The following is a 17,190-nucleotide window of genomic DNA, read 5'->3' as shown; positions in this document are numbered from 1 at the left end:
TCGAGGTCCTCCAGAAAGCGACCCGAACGTACGACCGGACCCTGTCGGCATCCGGGCGGACCTCAAGGCCCGCAACGACCAATATGGGAGGATGGCACGGACGCTTCAAGTCGCCCCGCCACAGCCCTCCGGCCCGATCCCGGCACCTCGGCCGGGACCGGGCTGCCGAGGCAGGTTCGGGGGCCGCTCACCGGTCGGCGATCGCCCGGTATCCGACCCCGGGCTCGGTGACGATGAGGCGGGGGCCGCCCGAATTGTCCCGGATCTTTTGGCGCAGCTGGCCGATGAAGACACGCAGGTAGGCGACATCCTCGACATGCGCGGCCCCCCAGACCTGCATCAGGATCTGGCGATGGGTGAGCACGCGTCCGGCGTTCGCGGCGAGCAGGACGAGCAGGCTGAATTCCTTCGGCGTCAAGCGGATGGGTTCCCCGCCCCGATCCACCCTATGCGCCGCGATGTCGATCACGAGATCGCCGAGCGTCAGACGCTCCTGGGATCCCGCGGTCGACCGCTGCGGTTTCAGGTTGGCCCGAATCCTCGCGAGCAGTTCCCGGATGCCGAACGGCTTGGCGACATAGTCGTCGGCGCCGAGGTCGAGGGCGGTGATCTTTTCGTCTTCGTCCGCTCGAGCGGACAGAACGATCACCGGCATGTCCGACGTCTGGCGGACCTGGCCGAGCACGACCTTGCCGTCGAGGTCCGGCAGGCCGAGGTCGAGGATCATCAGATCGGGCGCCCCGGCCGCGACCAACCTGAGCGCCGCGGCCCCGCAGTCGGCGAGCGAGACGGCATACCCGGAGGCCTCGAGCGAGTAGCGCAGGAACCGCCGGATCTGGGGCTCGTCGTCGACGACGAGGATCGTCGGGGGCTGCTTCATGCCGGCGTCCGCTTCGCGATCGGCAGGACCACGGTCATGCGGGTGCCGCCTCCGTCGGCGATCGGGCTTTCGGCGCTGATCGTGCCGCCCAGCGCCTGCACGATGCCTGCCGTGATCGCAAGCCCGAGACCGGCTCCGTCGGCCCGCTCGTCCCGCTTCCTCTCGAACGGCTCGAACAGCCGGGCGAGCTTGTCCGCCGGTATGCCCGGTCCTTCATTCGAAACATCGACCACGATCGCGTCCGGCCCGGAGACGACACTGACGCAGACGCGGGACTCCGAGCCCGAGAACTTCACGGCATTGTCGACGAGGTTGAACACGGCCTGCTCCAGGAGAACCGCGTCCGCCCGGATCAGGGCGCGCGAATCGGAGAGTTCGACGCCGATCGGGCGGCCCGGGTATGCCCTGCGCGCGCGCTCGACGGCCCCGTGGACCGGATCGTTGGGATCGACCCAGTCCAGCCGAAGCTCCACGCCGGCCTTGAGCCGCGTCAGGTGCAGGAGGTTGTCCACATAGCGCGACAGCCGAAGGGTTTCCTCCTCCACCCCGAGAAGAAGATCGGCCCGCGCTTCCGCGCCGAGTTCTGCGCCGAACTCCCTCAGACTGGATACGCCACCCAGGATCGCGGCCAACGGCGTGCGAAGATCATGGGAGAGCGAGGACAGAAGGGCGGCCCTCAGGGCCTCACGCTCCGCCTTGATGCCGGCTTCCTCTGCGTTGCGGGCGAGCCGGAGCCGCTCCAGGGCGGCCTGGCCCTGTCGCAAGATGGTTTCTGCCAGCGCATCGCCGTGCGCTCTGACACGCGGCGGCATGGCTCCGCGCCGACGGCCGACGACGGCGCCACCTTCGGTCAGGGGGTGGAAGGTGAAGCCGCTGCCCTCCTCGCCCGGCGCTGCCCCGATCACGACGATCCGACGGCGGACGGCTTGCTCCGCGGCCTGAAGGTCCTGTGGGCCGAGTTCGAGCTTCGGGGGATGTGCGCGCTTCACGACGAGCCGCCCGCCTTCTTGGACGAGCAGCACGGCGTCGCCACCGTCGATAGCGGCGAGATGGTCCACCATGACCGCCTCGACGGAGTCGCGATCCGCAGCGAGACCCAACCTGCGCGACACTTCGGCGAGTTGCTCCAGCATCCAGGCTCGCGAGCGAGCCACGTCGGCCACGTCCTTCAGGCGCCCGGCGAGAAGCCCCGTCGTCGAGGCGGCGATGAGCAGAACGGTCAAGGTCGCGATGTCGTCGAAGCGCGCGACGCGGAACGTGTAGCGCGGTTCAATCAGGAAGAAGTTGTAGGCGAGGAAGGCCGCCGAAGCTGCGCCGATGCCCATCCAGACGCCGTAGCGGACCGATACGACCAAGACCGCGACGAGGAAAAGCGGAGCGCGCGTCGCAGGCGGCAGGACGGTCTCGAGGCCTCGTGCCATGAGTACGGCCGCGGCGATCACGAGGGCCGACGTGACGAGCCCCGGGGGACGCGGCCATCGCGACAGTTTCATGCCGGTTTCTTGCAGTAGCGGCACACCGACTTTCATTCTCGATTTCTGTGCCGCGGTCGGGCCGCTGTCCATCCTCTTTACGCGATCTTTATGCATGGCCCCGTGACGCCGCATCGCTTCCTTATGTGGAGATGGGCAGGCTGCCGCCGACATCGGGCCTCGCGAAGGGGCCTGGCACTCCGAAGCGAGGTCGATCGGACATGGCAGCCTTCATTTCCGCAACCGGTCACGGCGCCGGCAGGAGCGGGTTCTGGACCCTGGCGCTCGGTTCGATCGGCGTCGTCTACGGCGATATCGGGACCTCGCCGCTCTACGCCTTCAGAGAAGCGATGACGGTCGCGAGCCGATCCCACGGGGGCGATGGGGCGGTGGTCGATCGCGCCGACGTCCTCGGCGTCGTTTCCCTGATCCTCTGGGCGCTGGTCGTGATCGTGACCTTGAAGTACGTCGTGATCCTGCTCCGGGCCGAAAACCAGGGCGAGGGCGGGACCCTGTCGCTGCTCGCCCTCGCCCAGCGGGCGCTCGGGCGATCGGTCCCGGTGATCCTGATCCTCGGCGCGTTCGGCGGCGCCCTCTTCTACGGCGACGCCATCCTGACGCCGGCCATCTCGGTTCTCTCAGCTGTCGAGGGGCTGAAGCTCGTGACCCCGCGCTTCGACCCCTACGTGCTGCCGATCACGATCACGATCATCGTCGCGCTCTTTCTCGTGCAGAGTCGGGGGACGGCGGCCGTCTCGGCCTGGTTCGGGCCGATCACGCTCGTCTGGTTCGTCGTGATGGCGATCGGCGGGCTGATCCATATCTCGGACGACCCGGGCATTCTCCTCGCCGCCAACCCCCTGTACGGGGTGCGTTTCTGCCTGGACAACGGCTCGGTCGCGCTCGCGGCGCTGGGGGCCGTGTTCCTGGCGGTCACCGGCGCCGAGGCCCTCTACGCCGACCTCGGACACTTCGGACGTCGGCCGATCCAGTTCGCATGGCTCTTCGTGGCTTTTCCGGCGCTGGCGCTCAACTATCTCGGGCAGGGAGCCCTGGTGCTCCACACGCCTGCCACGCTCGATAACCCGTTCTTCCTTCTCTATCCCGACTGGGCCCTCGCGCCGGTCGTGGTGCTCGCCACCATGGCGACCATCATCGCGAGTCAGGCCGTCATCACGGGCGCCTACTCGCTGACCCGGCAGGCGATCCAGCTCCGCCTCCTGCCGCGCATGCGCATGCTGCACACTTCCGCCGAACAGGAGGGTCAGATCTACATGCCGGGCGTCAACGGGCTCCTGCTCGTCGGCGTGCTGGTCCTGGTCGTCGCCTTCGGCTCGTCATCCGGGCTCGCGCACGCCTACGGAATCGCGGTCACCGGAACGATGGTGGTGACCGCACTCCTCCTCACCGTCGTGGTGCATCGCGTCTGGCAATGGCCGCTGCCGTTCGCGCTGGCGCTGACGCTGCCCTTCCTCGGGATCGAACTGGTTTTCCTAGGGGCCAATCTCATGAAGCTGCTGGAAGGCGGCTACGTGCCGCTGCTCGTCGCGGGCGCGATCGTCTCGATCATGCTGACCTGGGTCAGGGGCACCCGCCTCCTCGCCCTGAAGGACCGGGAGAGCGAGATCCTGCTCTCGAGTCTCCTGCCCCAATTGGAGCGCCGGCCGCCCGTGACCGTGCCCGGGACCGCGATCTTCCTGACCGCACAGCCGGACTACGCACCGCTTGCCCTGCTGCACAGCCTCAAGCATTTCAAGAGCTTGCACGAGTCGAACGTCATCCTCACGATCGCGACGGCGGACGTGCCGCGCGTCGCCGACGCGGAGCGCATCGTCATGGAAGAGATCACGCCGCGGTTCCGGCGCGTGATCATGACGTTCGGCTACATGGAGGAGCCGAACGTCCCGCGCGGTCTCGGCCTCTGCCGGAAACTCGGGTGGAAGTTCGACATCATGTCCACCTCGTTCCTGGTTTCGAGGCGGTCGTTCCGGCTGGCCGAGACGAGCAGCATGCCTGTCTGGCAGACCCGGCTCTTCATCTACCTCGCCCGGAACTCGGCCGGTGCGACCGACTACTACCGAATCCCGGCCGGCCGCGTCGTCGAGATCGGGGCGCAGGTCAACGTGTGAGTCGCCTGCGGGAGAACAATCAAAACGGACCGCACCCTTCGGCGCGGCCCATATCCGGGTTCTCTCCGAGAAGCCCCCACGACCCGTCTCAACCCATACGGACCTGCCTCAGGAACGTGTCCGCTTCGGACTTCAACTGCATCACGCGGCCATCGAGCGCCGAGACCCGGTCGACGATCCCGATAGAGCCGGACGTGACCTGGTCGAATATGCCGTCGACGCCGATGAGCGTCTGCCGCACGTTCTCGGTCGCCTGAGAGGCGCGATTGATGCTCGAAGCGATCTCGCGGGCCGCCGTCTGCTGCCCGGACATCGTCCCGGCGACCTGTTCGGACGCCGTCCCCATCGAGCCGATCGCCGCGCGCAGTTCCCCGATCACGCGGACGACGTCCTGCGTCGAGGTCCTGACCTGGGTGATGCTGCCGCCGATCGACTCCGTGGCCTTGCGGGTTTGGTCCGCCAACTGTTTCACCTCGGCCGCAACGACCGCGAAGCCGCGGCCGGCCTCGCCGGCGCGGGCTGCCTCGATGGTCGCGTTGAGGGCGAGCAGGTTGGTCTGGTCGGCGATGTCTCCGATCAGACCGGCCATCTCGCCGATTCGGGACGAGGTCTGGACGAGGACGTTGGTGGCCTGTTCCGAACTGGTCACGACATCGGTGGCGTTGCGCACGAGCTGGTTCGTATGCAGGCTGCGGTCGGCGACCGTGGCGGCGGACGTCGCCATCTCGTTCGAGGAGGCGACGACGGCGGTTACGCTGGTGGAGGCCGTCGAAGCCTCGCGCACCGCGTCGCCGACCTTGCTCCGGGTACCGCGAGCCGTCTCGGCCATGCCGGCGGCCGAGGACTTGAGATCCCGCAGGGTTTCCTCCACCTCTCGGATGACGTCGCCGACCCGGGTTCCGAACTGGTCGGCGATGTTCGCGGCGAGTTGCTGCTTTTCCTGCGAGGCCACGGCGTCGAGGGCGCGACGCTCATGGATCAGGCGGGCCGCCTCGACGGCGTTCGCCCGGAAGACCTCGAGTGCCCGAGCCATCGAGCCGATCTCGTCGCGCCGGTCGCGATCACCGATCACCACGTCGAGATCGCCCCCCGCGATCCGGTTCATCTCGGCTTCCAGGCGGCGCATGGGACGGGTCAGGGACAGGGCGGAAGCGATGGCGAGGGCGAGACCGGCCATCGTCGCCACGACGGCGCAGGCGAGCGACCACAAAAGGACCGACGCCGCCTCGGACTCGATGGTGGCTCGCGCGGTCTCCGCGTTGGCCTGCACGCTCGCGATCAGGGCGTCCAGCTCGGCTTCGATGCGGGTATCGAGGCTCTCCATCACATGGGGCGCCGGAACACCCCGCGCCGGTTCGTTGCGAACGAGCACGAGGGCCTTCGCGGTCCATTCCGAGACCAGGGTCCTGGAGCGGCGGACCTTCTCGGCCGTTTCGGAAGCCGTCTCGCCGACATCGAGAAGGGCCAGGGCGGCGTCGAGGCGCGCCGCATGTTCCTCGAAGGATCGGGCGAGACCGCTCATCGGCTCGATCGAAACGGCGCGGGCCACCTCCGCGAGGACGGCCTTGGCGGCGCCGAAGGAGGTCTGCGCCTGCCTGGCGCCACCGACCTGCTGCATGGGCAGACGGGTGGCGGAGGGGAGATCGTCATCGAGCGTCCGCACCTTCGAGATCGTGATCGCGCTCTGCGCGATGCCGATCCCGATGACGAGAGCGAAGGCGACCAGGATGCGATGGAAGATACGCATGGCGGCCTCCTCAGTTGGGCAGGACGGGAAGGGTCACGATCTGCTTCGATCCGGTCAGTGACCGGAGAAACGCGATCAGGTCATCGATTTCGGAGGCGTCGAGGGCGACGGGCCGCATCAGGGGCGACCGCGACGGACGGTCGATGCCGCCTTGGACATAGTGCATCAAGGCCTCCTCGAGCGTCTCGATCGAGCCGTCGTGCATGTAGGGCGCGCGCTGGCCGATGTCCCTCAGGCTCGGTGTCTTGAAGGCGAACTGCGCCTTCGGATTGTTCGGCTCGAACGCGATCCGCCCGACGTCGGTCGATGTCGTGCCGATGTCGTGGAACTTGTTGTCGGTGAAGTTCCAGCCGGTGTGGCAGGGGGCGCAGCCGGCCTTGCCCACGAACAGGTCGAAGCCGCGCTTCGCGGCCGGCGAGATTGCCTTCTCGTCCCCTTCGACCCAGGCATCGAACGGGGCATAGCTCGCCACGACGGTGCGCTCGAAGGTGGCGATCGCTTTGACGATCGTGTCCGGGGTGACCCCCTGTCCGGGGAACACCCGGTCGAAGGCCGCCTTGTAGCTGGGGATTGCCGAGAGCCGTTTCACCGCCTCCGGAAGGGGCAGGTTCATCTCGACGGCCGCCTCGATCGGTCCCTTGGCCTGGTCCTCGGCTGTCTTCGCACGGCCGTCCCAGAACAGCGGATGCACCCAGGCGATGTTGAGCACAGTCGGCGCCTGCCGGCCGAGACGCGTGTTCTGTGCGCCGACCGCAGTCTTGACGGGCACTTCCCATCCGAAAGAGGGATTATGACAGGAGGCGCAGGTCATGTTCTCGGCGCCGGAGAGGCGCGGTTCGAAGTATAGCGCCTTGCCGAGCGCCGCCTTCTCGGCCGTGTAAGGGTTATCGATCGGAAACGGGATCTCGGAAGGTCGTTTATAGGCCGATTTCGCGGGTTCGGCGGCCTCCGACATTACAGTTGCCTGTAATGTCATCAAAACGAAAATACCGATTTTGATGATATGAAAGCTTATAGATCCCATGGCAATCCCCTATCAGAGTCCCATGAGTACAATTCATTTTATTCGATAAAAGATGAGTAAACTCTCCGACTCCCTGCACCCGTTCATTGAGAGCATGACCTGGAGTTATTCGTCGTATGAGATTGCGGCCCCTCCAGACGACGAACGGGCCGCGCCTCTCGGCACGGCCCGCTCAAATCTCCAGTCTCGAATCAGGCCGATACTCGACCGGGAAGCGCTTCGGTCATGCCCAGGCTCGGCCCGAGTATCCAGGCAACGGAGCCGGAGCCGACCGTCTCGATTGCCGGGTCGAGCCCGGCAATGACAGAAGGGGGAGCATTCTCCACTTCGTGAGCCGAGTAGAGAACAGCGCCCTCACTCCGCCGCGTCCCTGATCCGCGGGGCCGCGTCACGGATACCCCCGTCCACGTGCTTCTCGAACTTCTCGAAGTTCTTGACGAACATGTCGACCAGCTTCGCGGCCTGGCGCTCGAAGCCGAGCTTGTCGGCCCAGGTCTTGGACGGATAGAGGACGTGCGGCTCGACGCCGGCGACCTGGGTCGGGACTTCGAAGCCGAAGTAGCGGTCGCGGTAGAAGCGGGCCGTCTTGAGCGAGCCGTCGAGGGCGGCGCCAAGCAGCCGGCGCGTGACCTTGATCGGCATGCGGCGGCCGGTGCCGTAGGCGCCGCCGGTCCAACCGGTGTTGACCAGCCAGCAATCGACGCCGTGCTCGGCGATGAGGCGCTTCAGGAGGGCGCCGTATTCGGCGGGATGACGGGGCATGAAGGGGGCGCCGAAGCAGGTCGAGAAGGTCGCCTGCGGCTCGGTCACGCCCTTCTCGGTGCCGGCGACCTTGGCGGTATAGCCGGACAGGAAGTGGTACATGGCCTGCTCGGGGGAGAGCCGGGCGATCGGCGGCATCACCCCGAAGGCGTCGGCCGTCAGCATGATGATGTTCTTCGGCATGCCGGCCCGCCCGGTCGCCGAGGCGTTCGGGATGAAGTGGAGCGGGTAGGCGACGCGGGTGTTCTCGGTCAGCGAGCCGTCGTCGAAATCCGGGACGCGGGTCGCGGGGTCGAGCGGCACGTTCTCGAGCACACTGCCGAAGCGCTCGGTGGTGGCGTAGATCTCGGGCTCGGCCTCGCGCGACAGGCGGATGGTCTTGGCGTAGCAGCCGCCCTCGAAGTTGAAGACGCCGTCCTCGCTCCAGCCGTGCTCGTCGTCGCCGAGGAGGGTCCGGGTCGGATCGGCCGAGAGGGTCGTCTTGCCGGTGCCGGACAGGCCGAAGAAGATCGCCACGTCCCCGGCGTCGCCGACGTTCGCCGAGCAGTGCATCGGCATGACGTTCTGGGCGGGCAGCAGGAAGTTCAGCATCGTGAAGACGGACTTCTTCATCTCGCCCGCATAGGACGAGCCGCCGATCAGCACGATCTTGCGGGAGAAGTCGCAGGCGATGACCGTCTCGGTGCGCGTGCCGTGGCGGGCCGGGTCGGCCTTGAAGCTCGGCAGGTCGATGATGGTCATCTCCGGCACGTAGTGGCGGAGCGCGGCGCGCTCGGGGCGGCGCAGCATGTGGCGGATGAACAGGGAGTGCCACGCGTATTCGGTGACCACGCGGGCGGGCAGGCGGTACTTCGGGTCGGCGCCGCCCTCGAGATCCTGGACGAAGAGGTCCATGGATTCGGCGTGCCGAACGAAGTCCTGGTAGAGAAGCTCGAACTGGGCGGGCGTGAACTTCTTGTTGTTGTCCCACCAGACGGTGTTCTCGGTGAGCGCATCGCAGACGATGAACTTGTCGTTGGGCGAGCGGCCGGTGTGCTGGCCCGTATAGGCGACGAGCGCGCCGCCGGCGGCGATCTTGGCCTCGTTGCGGCGGATCGCCTCCTCGTAGAGTTCCGGCTCAGACAGGTTCCAGAACACCTGCCCGGCGGTCCTCAGGCCGACGACGTCGAGGCCCTGCGCTTCATTCCAAGTCCCGGTCTGTTTCACTTGGGAACTCCTCCGCCTCGCCCCCCGCCGTCATGGTTAAGACGGCCGGGGCGGCCTGCAATAAGTTTCTGCGACGACATGCCATGACGATTGCCCTTGACGCAGTCTTATACTGGACTCGAGCCGCCGTTCTGACCTGACGTTACTGACGTGAGGACATAATAACAAGGCAGAAGAAAGTCGATAGGGACGAGTACGACTTTCAATCGTTTTAGTTACCTTCAGAACCGCGCGCCATATCCGCAAGATGCTTCAATGTTGCACGAAGCGGTCCGGAATGTCGCACCGGGGCCGGAAAAACCAGCCGGCGGGTCATGTCCCCGGCCGGCGTGGCGGCGGCGAGGTCGAGCCCCTCGGGATCGCAGCCGGTCGCACGCCACGCCGCGTCGGGCGCACCGAGGAGACGGGTCGCATAGAGGCGGAGCGTGTCGGCGTGGTCCTCGTTGAGGTGCTCGACGATGCCCGCCTCGCCCTCGACGATCTCGCCGGCGTCGGAGAGGTCGAGCAGGAGGTCGGAGGCCTTCAGGTCGTTGATGCGGCCGAAGCCGGCGACGAGGTGCCCGACCTCGACGACCAGGCGGTAGAAGGCGAAGTCGCGGAAGGTCGCGTAGCCGGCGGCATCGGGCTGCTTCGCGAGGAAGCGGCGGCGCGGCACCGCGTCTTCGGCCAGGCGCTCGAGGCGGCCGGCCAGGGTGACGCGCGCGCCGGTCAGCGGATCGCCGGAGGCGGCGGCGCCGGGCGCGCGCTCGTCGAAGAGGAGCGAGGCGCGCGGGTCGGACTTGAGGTTGCGGGTATGGGCGGCGAGGTCGGAGAGGAGCAGGACCGGCGAGCCGTCGGTATCGGTCGCGACCGTGACGAGGCTGACGAAGGGCGCGCCGGTCCCCGACGTCAGGGTCGCGAGCGCGGCCGCGCGGGCCTCGCGGACGAGCCGGCGGCTGGCGGCCACCGGCGAGAAGGCAGGCTTGTCTGTCATGGGGCGGGGTCCCTCTCCCGGACTGTGGGGCTGATCCTCTGCCCAAGACATGGGCAAGCGCCGGCCGATCGTCTATATGCAAGCGCCTTCCGGGCCGGGTCGACATCCGTAGGGCCCCGGACCCAACCGGCAGGAGACCATGCGCATCGTCCCCGTCCAAACCGCCGCCGGCGCGGCCGCGCCGCCGGCCCCGGCGCAGCCCCTGGCACGGCACCTCAAGGAGACCGTCACCCTGGCGTTGCCGATCATCGCGGCGCGCACGCTGATCCTCATCATGTTCGTCGTCGACACGATCATGTCGGGCTGGGCGGGGGCCGAGCAGCTGGCCTTCATGGGGCTCGGCGTCGCCCCGCAACTGGTGCTGATGCTGGTGGCGATCGGGGCCCTGCAGTCGGTCGTGGTGATGACCGCGCAGGCGCAGGGGGCGGGAGACGCGACGGGGACCGGCCGGATCTTCCGGGCGGGCCTCCTGCACGCGCTCGGCCTCGGGTTCCTGGTGCTGACCGCGTCGGTCTTCTCGGAAGCCTTCTTTCTCGCGACCGGGCAGGCGCCCGGGCTCGCGGCCGGGGCCGCGCGGGTGACCACCGCCTTCGCGTTCGGCATCCCGGGCATGCTGGCCTTCACGGCGACGAGCCTCTTCCTGGAGGCGACCGGACGGGCGCGGGTCGGCATGCTGATCCTGATCGCCGTCAACCTCCTCAACATCCCCCTGAACGGGGTCGTGGCGCTCGGCTGGGGCGGCTTCGTGGAGGCGAAGGGGGCGGTCGGGGCGGTCGCGGTGTCGTCCGTGCTGCGCTGGGCTTCGTTCCTGGCGGCGCTCGGATTCCTCCTGGCGGACGAGATCCGCAAGGGCGATCCGCGCCGGCTGATCGTGCCGGCCCGGGTCTGGGCGGCGGAGGCCGGGACGCTCGGCGGGGAGGCTGGCCGCCGGCTGCGCGCGATCGGGCTTCCGATGGGCCTCGCGCAGGGCGTCGAGAGCGCCGCCTTCGCGACGATCGTCTTCATCGCGGGCCTCCTCGGCACCACCGCGCTCGCCGCGCACCAGATCACCATGACGCTCGTCAGCCTCATCTTCATGGGCGCGGTCGGGATGGGGGGCGCGACGGCGATCCGGGTCGGCCGGGCGGTCGGCGCCGGGGCGCGGGCCGACGTGCCGCGGGCGGGCTGGACGGGGATCGGGCTCGGCGCCCTGGTGGCCCTGCCCTTCTCGGCCCTGTTCGCGACCGTCCCGGACGCGATCGCGCGCATCTACACGGACGATCCGGCCGTGCTGGCGATCACGCGACAGACCTTCCTGGTGGCCGCCACCTTCCTGTCGCTCGACGCCGCGATGGGCGTCGCCATGGGGGCGCTCCGGGGGACCGGCGACGTCTGGGTGCCGACCCTCATGCAGGCGTCCGCCTTCTGGATCGTGGCCGTGCCGGTGGCGTGGATCTTCTCGGCGGCGCTCGGGTTGGGTCCGGTCGGCCTACTCGGCGGAATCCTGGCCGGGACGATCGCGTCGCTCGCCTTCCTGCTGCCGCGCTTCAGCCGGGTGTCGCGCGGCCGGCTGGCGCGGCTGGCGTGAGACGGCGCGGGCGATTTGGCGGCGCGGCGCGTGTCGGGTATGGTCCCGCGTCATGATTTGATCGTATTCGCGCGGTTCGACACGGGTCGCCGCACGCGAATGCCGGTACGGAGCGCCACGTCCCGTCGCACTCCGGCAAGAAGAACGAGGACAGATCGACGATGCCCACCATCGCTCTGGTCGACGACGATCGGAACATCCTGACGTCCGTCTCCATCGCGCTCGAGGCGGAAGGCTATCGGGTGCAGACCTATACGGACGGCGCCTCCGCGCTCGACGGCCTCAGGGCCAATCCACCGGACCTCGCCATCTTCGACATCAAGATGCCGCGCATGGACGGCATGGAGCTCCTGCGCCGCTTCCGGCAGAAGTCGGAACTGCCGGTCATCTTCCTGACCTCCAAGGACGACGAGATCGACGAGCTCTTCGGCCTGAAGATGGGCGCCGACGATTTCATCCGGAAGCCGTTCTCGCAGCGGCTGCTGGTCGAGCGCGTCAAGGCCGTGCTCCGGCGCGCCTCGCCCCGGCTGGAAGGGGCGGTGAAGCCGACCGACCAGGCCAAGATCCTGGAGCGGGGGCAGCTCTCCATGGACCAGGAGCGGCACACCTGCACCTGGAAGGGGGAGCCGGTGACGCTGACCGTCACCGAGTTCCTGATCCTTTACGCGCTCGCCCAGCGGCCCGGCGTCGTGAAGAGCCGCAACGCCCTGATGGATGCGGCCTACGACGACCAGGTCTACGTGGACGACCGCACGATCGACAGCCACATCAAGCGGCTGCGCAAGAAGTTCAAGGCGGTCGACGACGACTTCGAGATGATCGAGACGCTGTACGGCGTGGGCTACCGCTTCAAGGAGGCCTGAGCGGACGGGCATGGATCAACGGGTCGAGGTCCGACCGGGCAAGTCGCGCGGGGCGCAGAAGCGGAAGCGTCCCTGGCGGGCGGGGATCCTGCGGGCCTGGCGCAACGCCGGGACAGCGATCTTCTCGAGCCTCACCCGCCGCATCGTCATCCTCAACCTCTTCGCCCTGATCGCGCTCCTGTCCGGCATCCTCTATCTGAACCAGTTCCGGGCCGGGCTGATCGACGCCCGGCTCGAAAGCCTGATGACGCAGGGCGAGATCATCGCGGCGGCGATCGCCGCGTCGGCGACCGTCAACACCGACCAGATCACGCTCGACCCCGACGAGCTCCTGCGCCAGGACCCGGCCGAGGCGCCCCCGGACGACGCCCTCGCGGCGCTGGACTTCCCCATCAACCCCGAGCGGGTGGCGCCGGTGTTGCGGCGGCTCGTGTCGCCGACCAAGACGCGGGCCCGCATCTACGACCGGGACGGCTTCCTGGTCATCGACTCGCGCGCCCTCTACCGCCGCGGCGATTTCGCCCCGAGCCAGTCGCCGGAGGACCAGCCCGACCAGGTGCGCTGGTTCGACCGCTTCGCCGAGGTGGTCTCCGCCTGGATGAGCGGGCGCCAGCTGCCGCTCTACAAGGAATACGGGGTGACCGGCGGCAAGGACTATCCGGAGGTCGCCCAGGCGCTGACGGGCGCCTCGGCATCGATCGTGCGGCGGACGGAGCGGGGCGAGCTCATCGTCTCGGTGGCGGTGCCGGTGCAGCGCGGGCGGACGGTGTTCGGCAGCCTCCTCCTCTCCACCCAGGGCGGCGACATCGACGCGATCGTGCGCGCCGAGCGGCTCGCCATCATCCGGGTCTTCCTGGTGGCGGCCGGGGTGACGATCCTGCTGTCGGTGCTGCTCGCCGGGACGATCGCGGGGCCGGTCCGGCGCCTGGCGGCGGCGGCCGACCGGGTGCGGCGCTCCGTCAAGGCGCGCGAGGAGATCCCGGACTTTTCCGACCGCGAGGACGAGATCGGGCACCTGTCGCGCGCCTTCCGCGACATGACCAACGCCCTCTACCTGCGTCTCGACGCCATCGAGCATTTCGCGGCCGACGTCGCGCACGAGCTGAAGAACCCCCTGACCTCGCTGCGGAGCGCGGTCGAGACCCTGCCGCTCGCCCGCACGGACGCCTCGCGGGCGCGGCTCCTCGAGGTCATCCAGCACGACGTGCGGCGGCTCGATCGCCTGATCTCCGACATCTCGGACGCCTCCCGGCTCGATGCCGAGCTCGCCCGCGAGGATGCCGTGCAGGTCGACATCGTCCGGCTCGCCGAGGCGGTGGTGTCGGTCCAGCACGAGATCGCGACGAAGCGCGGGCAGTCGGTGCGGCTCGCGGTGGATCCCGACCCGGAGCGCCGCCCGTTCCGGGTCCTCGGCCACGACAGCCGGCTCGGCCAGGTGATCACCAACCTGGTCGACAACGCGCGTTCGTTCTCGCCGGAGGACGCGGAGGTGCGGGTGACGGTCCGTCGCGACGAGGACATGGTCGAGATCCTGGTCGACGACGACGGGCCCGGAATCCGGCCGGACGCGGTCGAGCGGATCTTCGAGCGCTTCTACACCGACCGCCCCGAGCAGGAGGGCTTCGGCAACAACTCCGGCCTCGGCCTCGCCATCTCCAAGCAGATCGTCGAGGCCCACCAGGGCACCATCACGGCCGAGAACCGGACCGACGAGGAGGACGGGACCGTGCTCGGCGCCCGCTTCATCGTCCGGCTGCCGGCGTCATGACCCCGGCCGAGCACGGCTGCGTGGTGATCGTCGGAACCGTCGGCGTGCTGATCCGCGGCGCCTCCGGGGCGGGCAAGTCGACGCTCGCCCTCGATCTGGTCGACCTCGCCCGCACGCGCGGCCTCAATGCGGCCCTGGTGGCGGACGACCGGGTGCATCTGCAGGCGGCGGGCGGGCGGCTCGTGGCGCGCGCGCCGGCCGCCATCGCGGGGCTCGTGGAGGAGCGGGGCCGGGGCATCCTGGCGGCGTCGCACGAGCCGGCGGCGGTCGTGCGCCACGTGATCGACCTCGTCCCGGAAGGGCCGGAGCGCCTGCCTGAACCGGCGGCGCTCAGGGCCGTCGTGGCCGGCGTTCCGGTCCGGGCGACCACCCTGCGGGCCCTCGATCCGCGGGCCGCGCTCGCCGCCTTCCGGGCGGTCACGGACGCCACGGCATGAGCGGGACTTCTCTTGCGCTGCGAAATCGAGAAAATTTCGCGCTTGAACTTCCCCGCGGAGGCGACCATTTTTCCGGCCTCGGATCGGGGCACGCCCGAGACGTCGGATCCAACCGGCGCGGCACGGCGTACCCCTCGTGGAGCATGACCACATGATCGGTCTCGTCCTCGTGACTCACGGGGATCTCGCCAAGGAATTCGTCAAGGCGCTCGAGCATGTCGTCGGCCCCCAGCAGCAGATCGAGGCGATCTGCATCGGGCCGGAGGACGACATGGAACGCCGGCGGCAGGACATCCTCGACGCCGTCGAGCGCGTGAACGACGGCTCGGGCGTGGCGATCCTGACCGACATGTTCGGCGGCACGCCGTCGAACCTCGCGATCTCGGTGATGAACGGCGGCACCGTCGAGGTGGTGGCCGGCGTCAACCTGCCCCTGCTCGTCAAGCTCGCCAAGGTCCGTGCCGAGAAGCCGCTGATCACCGCGGTGTCGGACGCCAAGGACGCGGGGCGCAAGTACATCAACGTGGCGAGCCAGGTGCTCCAGGGCGGCTGAGGGCCACGGGGTCCGCTGCGCCGCCGGGGGCGTGACCGAAAGTCACAGGCGCTTATCGACTTTGCCGCGTTTTGCTCTCTACAATCGCCGCGCCGGCGGGAAGACCGGCGCGCCGGCCGGACGGGGCGGCCGCGGCGAGACGGGGAGACGGGGCCGGGCATGGACAGCGGAGAGGTCCTCGAAGGCGCTATCGTTCGCGACCTTCTGATCACCAACAAGCGCGGCCTGCATGCCCGGGCCTCGGCGAAGTTCGTCCAGCTGGTCGAAGGCTACGATGCAGAAGTGGCGGTCTCGAAGGACAGCCAGACGGTCGGCGGCACCTCCATCATGGGGCTGATGATGCTCGCCGCGAGCCCCGGGACCACGATCCGCGTCGCCGCTCGCGGACGGCAGGCGAACGAGGTCCTGGACGCCATCACGACGCTGGTCGAAGCCAAGTTCTACGAGGAATAGCCCACCCCGCCGCTCGGCGTCCTCAGCCCTCGATGCCGCCGTGCTGGCGGACGAGCGCCGCCATCGCGGCGGCTTCCTCGTCGCCCTCGGCCCGCAGGCCCTCGTCGACGCCGCGGCGGTCGGTCTCGGGGCGGTTCTGGCTGACCTTCCACTTGCCTTCGATCCGGGCGATCGGGATCTCCAGGCCGACGATGCCGCGCATCTGGGCGGCGATGAAGGGTGCGGGCGCGTCGTCCACCGACCAGGGCGCCGCGCGGCGCCCCTCGTGGATGTCGGTCAGCGCGGCGATCTGGGCGGCGAGCCAGGCCGGGTCCTCGATCGCCCGCATGGGGCCGTGGGCGTGGACCGTCGCGTAGTTCCAGGTCGGGACGACCTTGCCGGTCTCCCGCTTGGTCGCGTACCAGGACGGCGTGACGTAGTGGTCGACCGCCGAGAAGACCACGAGCGCCTCCCGCGCTCCGTCCGCCTCGCGCCAGACGGGGTTCGCCCGCGCCACATGGCAGCGCAGGGTGCCGAACGGACCGCGATCGGCGTCGAGCACGAAGGGGACCGGGTCGGCGGTGAGGCCGGCGGACCCGTGGACGACGAGCAGGCCGAGCGGGTGGGCCCGGATCAGCTCATGCTGGAGCGGTAGGTCGTCGACGGCGAAATGGGGCGGGCGATACATGAGCCGGAGTCCTGGAACCGACGTGCCATGGAAGCCCCTTTAGCACGGCGGCGCGTCCTTGGCTCCGGTCAACTCAGCAGGGCCACGAGCCAGCCCGGGTGGACCTGCGTCCAGCCGGCGAAACCCGCGAAGCCGAAGAAGGCGCCGAGCAGGCCGAGCAGGGTCGCCGCCCCGAAGAGCCAGCGGATGCGGACGAGGGCCGTGATGGCGAAGAGCGCGAGGGACACCGACATCATGGCGTCCGACAGGTCGAAGAGGTCGTCACGCTCGTTCAGGGCGTCGTAGTCGGCCTGGCGGGCCTTGGCCTTCTGGGCCGCCTCCTCGGAGCGGATCTTGAACGTGTCGCCGAGCTTCTGCCAGTCGGCGAGCGCCTTCGCGACCTGGTCGGGAACGGGTTCGGGCGTTAACGCCCTGGTCTGCTGGATGGTCGCCTCGACGATGACCCGGCGCTGCTGGCGTGCCTGGTACTCGTTCCAGTAGTCGAGCGTCTCGCTCTGGGCGCGCTGCATGCCCTGGACGATGTTGTCGTCCTTGACCTTCGAGACCGCCATGAAGGCGGAGATGAGCGCCACCGCGATGGCGATCATGCTGTTGAAGCGGTCGCGGCTCGCCGCGGATTCCGTCGTCGCGTCCACCATGCGGATCACGCCCCTGCCCTTGCGAGGCGCTGGCGATTGCCGCGCGAATGC

Annotated in this window: 15 protein-coding genes; 7 read left to right on the top strand and 8 right to left on the bottom strand. The window is 68.8% G+C overall.

The window, feature by feature from the left end; genetic code table 11:
* Positions 1-187 precede the first annotated feature (187 nt).
* Both WBG79_RS03145 and WBG79_RS03140 read right to left on the bottom strand, forming a co-directional pair.
* Positions 188-880, bottom strand: a complete 693-nt coding sequence (locus WBG79_RS03145; protein WP_337355653.1) for a response regulator transcription factor — start codon at positions 878-880, stop codon at positions 188-190.
* Positions 877-2,409 carry an ATP-binding protein gene (locus tag WBG79_RS03140; RefSeq protein ID WP_337355652.1) on the bottom strand — a complete coding sequence of 511 codons (1,533 nt, stop codon included), beginning with the start codon at positions 2,407-2,409 and terminating at the stop codon, positions 877-879. Before WBG79_RS03140 ends, WBG79_RS03145 begins: the two co-directional genes overlap by 4 nt.
* 164 nt (positions 2,410-2,573) lie before the next feature.
* Here WBG79_RS03140 and WBG79_RS03135 point away from each other — a divergent pair, with 164 nt between their 5' ends.
* A complete protein-coding gene (locus WBG79_RS03135; RefSeq protein WP_337355651.1) occupies positions 2,574-4,481 on the top strand; it encodes a potassium transporter Kup in 1,908 nt (635 codons plus the stop codon).
* 88 nt (positions 4,482-4,569) lie between these two features.
* Here the strand turns inward: WBG79_RS03135 and WBG79_RS03130 are convergent, their stop codons facing one another.
* From WBG79_RS03130 to WBG79_RS03115, 4 genes are all read right to left on the bottom strand, one after another.
* Positions 4,570-6,228 carry a methyl-accepting chemotaxis protein gene (locus WBG79_RS03130; protein ID WP_337355650.1) on the bottom strand — a complete coding sequence of 553 codons (1,659 nt, stop codon included), beginning with the start codon at positions 6,226-6,228 and terminating at the stop codon, positions 4,570-4,572.
* A 10-nt stretch (positions 6,229-6,238) separates the two neighbouring features.
* On the bottom strand, positions 6,239-7,252 hold the full coding sequence (locus WBG79_RS03125) for a cytochrome-c peroxidase (RefSeq protein ID WP_337355649.1): 1,014 nt from the start codon (positions 7,250-7,252) through the stop codon (positions 6,239-6,241).
* 354 nt (positions 7,253-7,606) lie between these two features.
* Positions 7,607-9,220 (bottom strand): phosphoenolpyruvate carboxykinase, encoded by a 1,614-nt coding sequence (locus WBG79_RS03120; protein WP_337355648.1) that lies wholly within the window; start codon positions 9,218-9,220, stop codon positions 7,607-7,609.
* Between the two features lie 211 nt (positions 9,221-9,431).
* A complete protein-coding gene (locus WBG79_RS03115) occupies positions 9,432-10,193 on the bottom strand; it encodes a HugZ family pyridoxamine 5'-phosphate oxidase (protein ID WP_337355647.1) in 762 nt (253 codons plus the stop codon).
* Positions 10,194-10,332: 139 nt separating this feature from the next.
* Between WBG79_RS03115 and WBG79_RS03110 the strand changes: the two genes are divergently transcribed.
* The 6 genes from WBG79_RS03110 (at position 10,333) to WBG79_RS03085 (ending at position 15,834) form a co-directional block, all read left to right on the top strand.
* A complete protein-coding gene (locus WBG79_RS03110; protein WP_337355646.1) occupies positions 10,333-11,760 on the top strand; it encodes an MATE family efflux transporter in 1,428 nt (475 codons plus the stop codon).
* 161 nt (positions 11,761-11,921) lie between these two features.
* The gene (locus WBG79_RS03105; RefSeq protein WP_337355645.1) at positions 11,922-12,623 is read left to right on the top strand and encodes a response regulator transcription factor; all 702 of its coding nucleotides are present in this window, start codon (positions 11,922-11,924) and stop codon (positions 12,621-12,623) included.
* A 10-nt stretch (positions 12,624-12,633) separates the two neighbouring features.
* Positions 12,634-14,391: a sensor histidine kinase gene (locus WBG79_RS03100; protein WP_337355644.1), complete on the top strand. Its 1,758-nt coding sequence runs from the start codon at positions 12,634-12,636 to the stop codon at positions 14,389-14,391.
* Complete coding sequence (locus tag WBG79_RS03095; protein WP_337355643.1) at positions 14,388-14,828, top strand: HPr kinase/phosphorylase; 441 nt, start codon at positions 14,388-14,390, stop codon at positions 14,826-14,828. Before WBG79_RS03100 ends, WBG79_RS03095 begins: the two co-directional genes overlap by 4 nt.
* A gap of 151 nt (positions 14,829-14,979) precedes the next feature.
* Positions 14,980-15,381, top strand: coding sequence for a PTS sugar transporter subunit IIA (locus WBG79_RS03090; RefSeq protein ID WP_337355642.1), 402 nt, complete (start codon positions 14,980-14,982; stop codon positions 15,379-15,381).
* Between the two features lie 159 nt (positions 15,382-15,540).
* Positions 15,541-15,834, top strand: coding sequence for an HPr family phosphocarrier protein (locus WBG79_RS03085; RefSeq protein WP_337355641.1), 294 nt, complete (start codon positions 15,541-15,543; stop codon positions 15,832-15,834).
* 22 nt (positions 15,835-15,856) lie between these two features.
* On the opposite strand, the gene WBG79_RS03080 is transcribed toward WBG79_RS03085, so the two are convergent.
* Positions 15,857-16,501 carry an FMN-binding negative transcriptional regulator gene (locus tag WBG79_RS03080; protein ID WP_337355640.1) on the bottom strand — a complete coding sequence of 215 codons (645 nt, stop codon included), beginning with the start codon at positions 16,499-16,501 and terminating at the stop codon, positions 15,857-15,859.
* Positions 16,502-16,569: 68 nt separating this feature from the next.
* Complete coding sequence (locus tag WBG79_RS03075) at positions 16,570-17,139, bottom strand: DUF4337 domain-containing protein (protein WP_337355639.1); 570 nt, start codon at positions 17,137-17,139, stop codon at positions 16,570-16,572.
* Positions 17,140-17,190 lie beyond the last annotated feature (51 nt).

This window comes from Prosthecomicrobium sp. N25, assembly GCF_037203705.1.
Taxonomy (GTDB): Bacteria; Pseudomonadota; Alphaproteobacteria; order Rhizobiales; family Ancalomicrobiaceae; genus Prosthecodimorpha.
Note: the sequence above shows the minus strand (reverse complement) of the source record. Positions and strands in the feature narration are given on the sequence as shown.

Bases quoted from the DNA above. Each gene is read 5' to 3' on its own strand.
- WBG79_RS03125 (WP_337355649.1), bottom strand. From the start codon at position 7,252: ATGGGATCTATAAGCTTTCATATCATCAAAATCGGTATTTTCGTTTTG.
- WBG79_RS03080 (WP_337355640.1), bottom strand. From the start codon at position 16,501: ATGTATCGCCCGCCCCATTTCGCCGTCGACGACCTACCGCTCCAGCAT.
- WBG79_RS03090 (WP_337355642.1), top strand. From the start codon at position 14,980: ATGATCGGTCTCGTCCTCGTGACTCACGGGGATCTCGCCAAGGAATTC.
- WBG79_RS03140 (WP_337355652.1), bottom strand. From the start codon at position 2,409: ATGAAAGTCGGTGTGCCGCTACTGCAAGAAACCGGCATGAAACTGTCG.
- WBG79_RS03110 (WP_337355646.1), top strand. From the start codon at position 10,333: ATGCGCATCGTCCCCGTCCAAACCGCCGCCGGCGCGGCCGCGCCGCCG.
- WBG79_RS03075 (WP_337355639.1), bottom strand. From the start codon at position 17,139: ATGGTGGACGCGACGACGGAATCCGCGGCGAGCCGCGACCGCTTCAAC.
- WBG79_RS03130 (WP_337355650.1), bottom strand. From the start codon at position 6,228: ATGCGTATCTTCCATCGCATCCTGGTCGCCTTCGCTCTCGTCATCGGG.
- WBG79_RS03095 (WP_337355643.1), top strand. From the start codon at position 14,388: ATGACCCCGGCCGAGCACGGCTGCGTGGTGATCGTCGGAACCGTCGGC.
- WBG79_RS03135 (WP_337355651.1), top strand. From the start codon at position 2,574: ATGGCAGCCTTCATTTCCGCAACCGGTCACGGCGCCGGCAGGAGCGGG.
- WBG79_RS03105 (WP_337355645.1), top strand. From the start codon at position 11,922: ATGCCCACCATCGCTCTGGTCGACGACGATCGGAACATCCTGACGTCC.
- WBG79_RS03100 (WP_337355644.1), top strand. From the start codon at position 12,634: ATGGATCAACGGGTCGAGGTCCGACCGGGCAAGTCGCGCGGGGCGCAG.
- WBG79_RS03145 (WP_337355653.1), bottom strand. From the start codon at position 880: ATGAAGCAGCCCCCGACGATCCTCGTCGTCGACGACGAGCCCCAGATC.
- WBG79_RS03115 (WP_337355647.1), bottom strand. From the start codon at position 10,193: ATGACAGACAAGCCTGCCTTCTCGCCGGTGGCCGCCAGCCGCCGGCTC.
- WBG79_RS03085 (WP_337355641.1), top strand. From the start codon at position 15,541: ATGGACAGCGGAGAGGTCCTCGAAGGCGCTATCGTTCGCGACCTTCTG.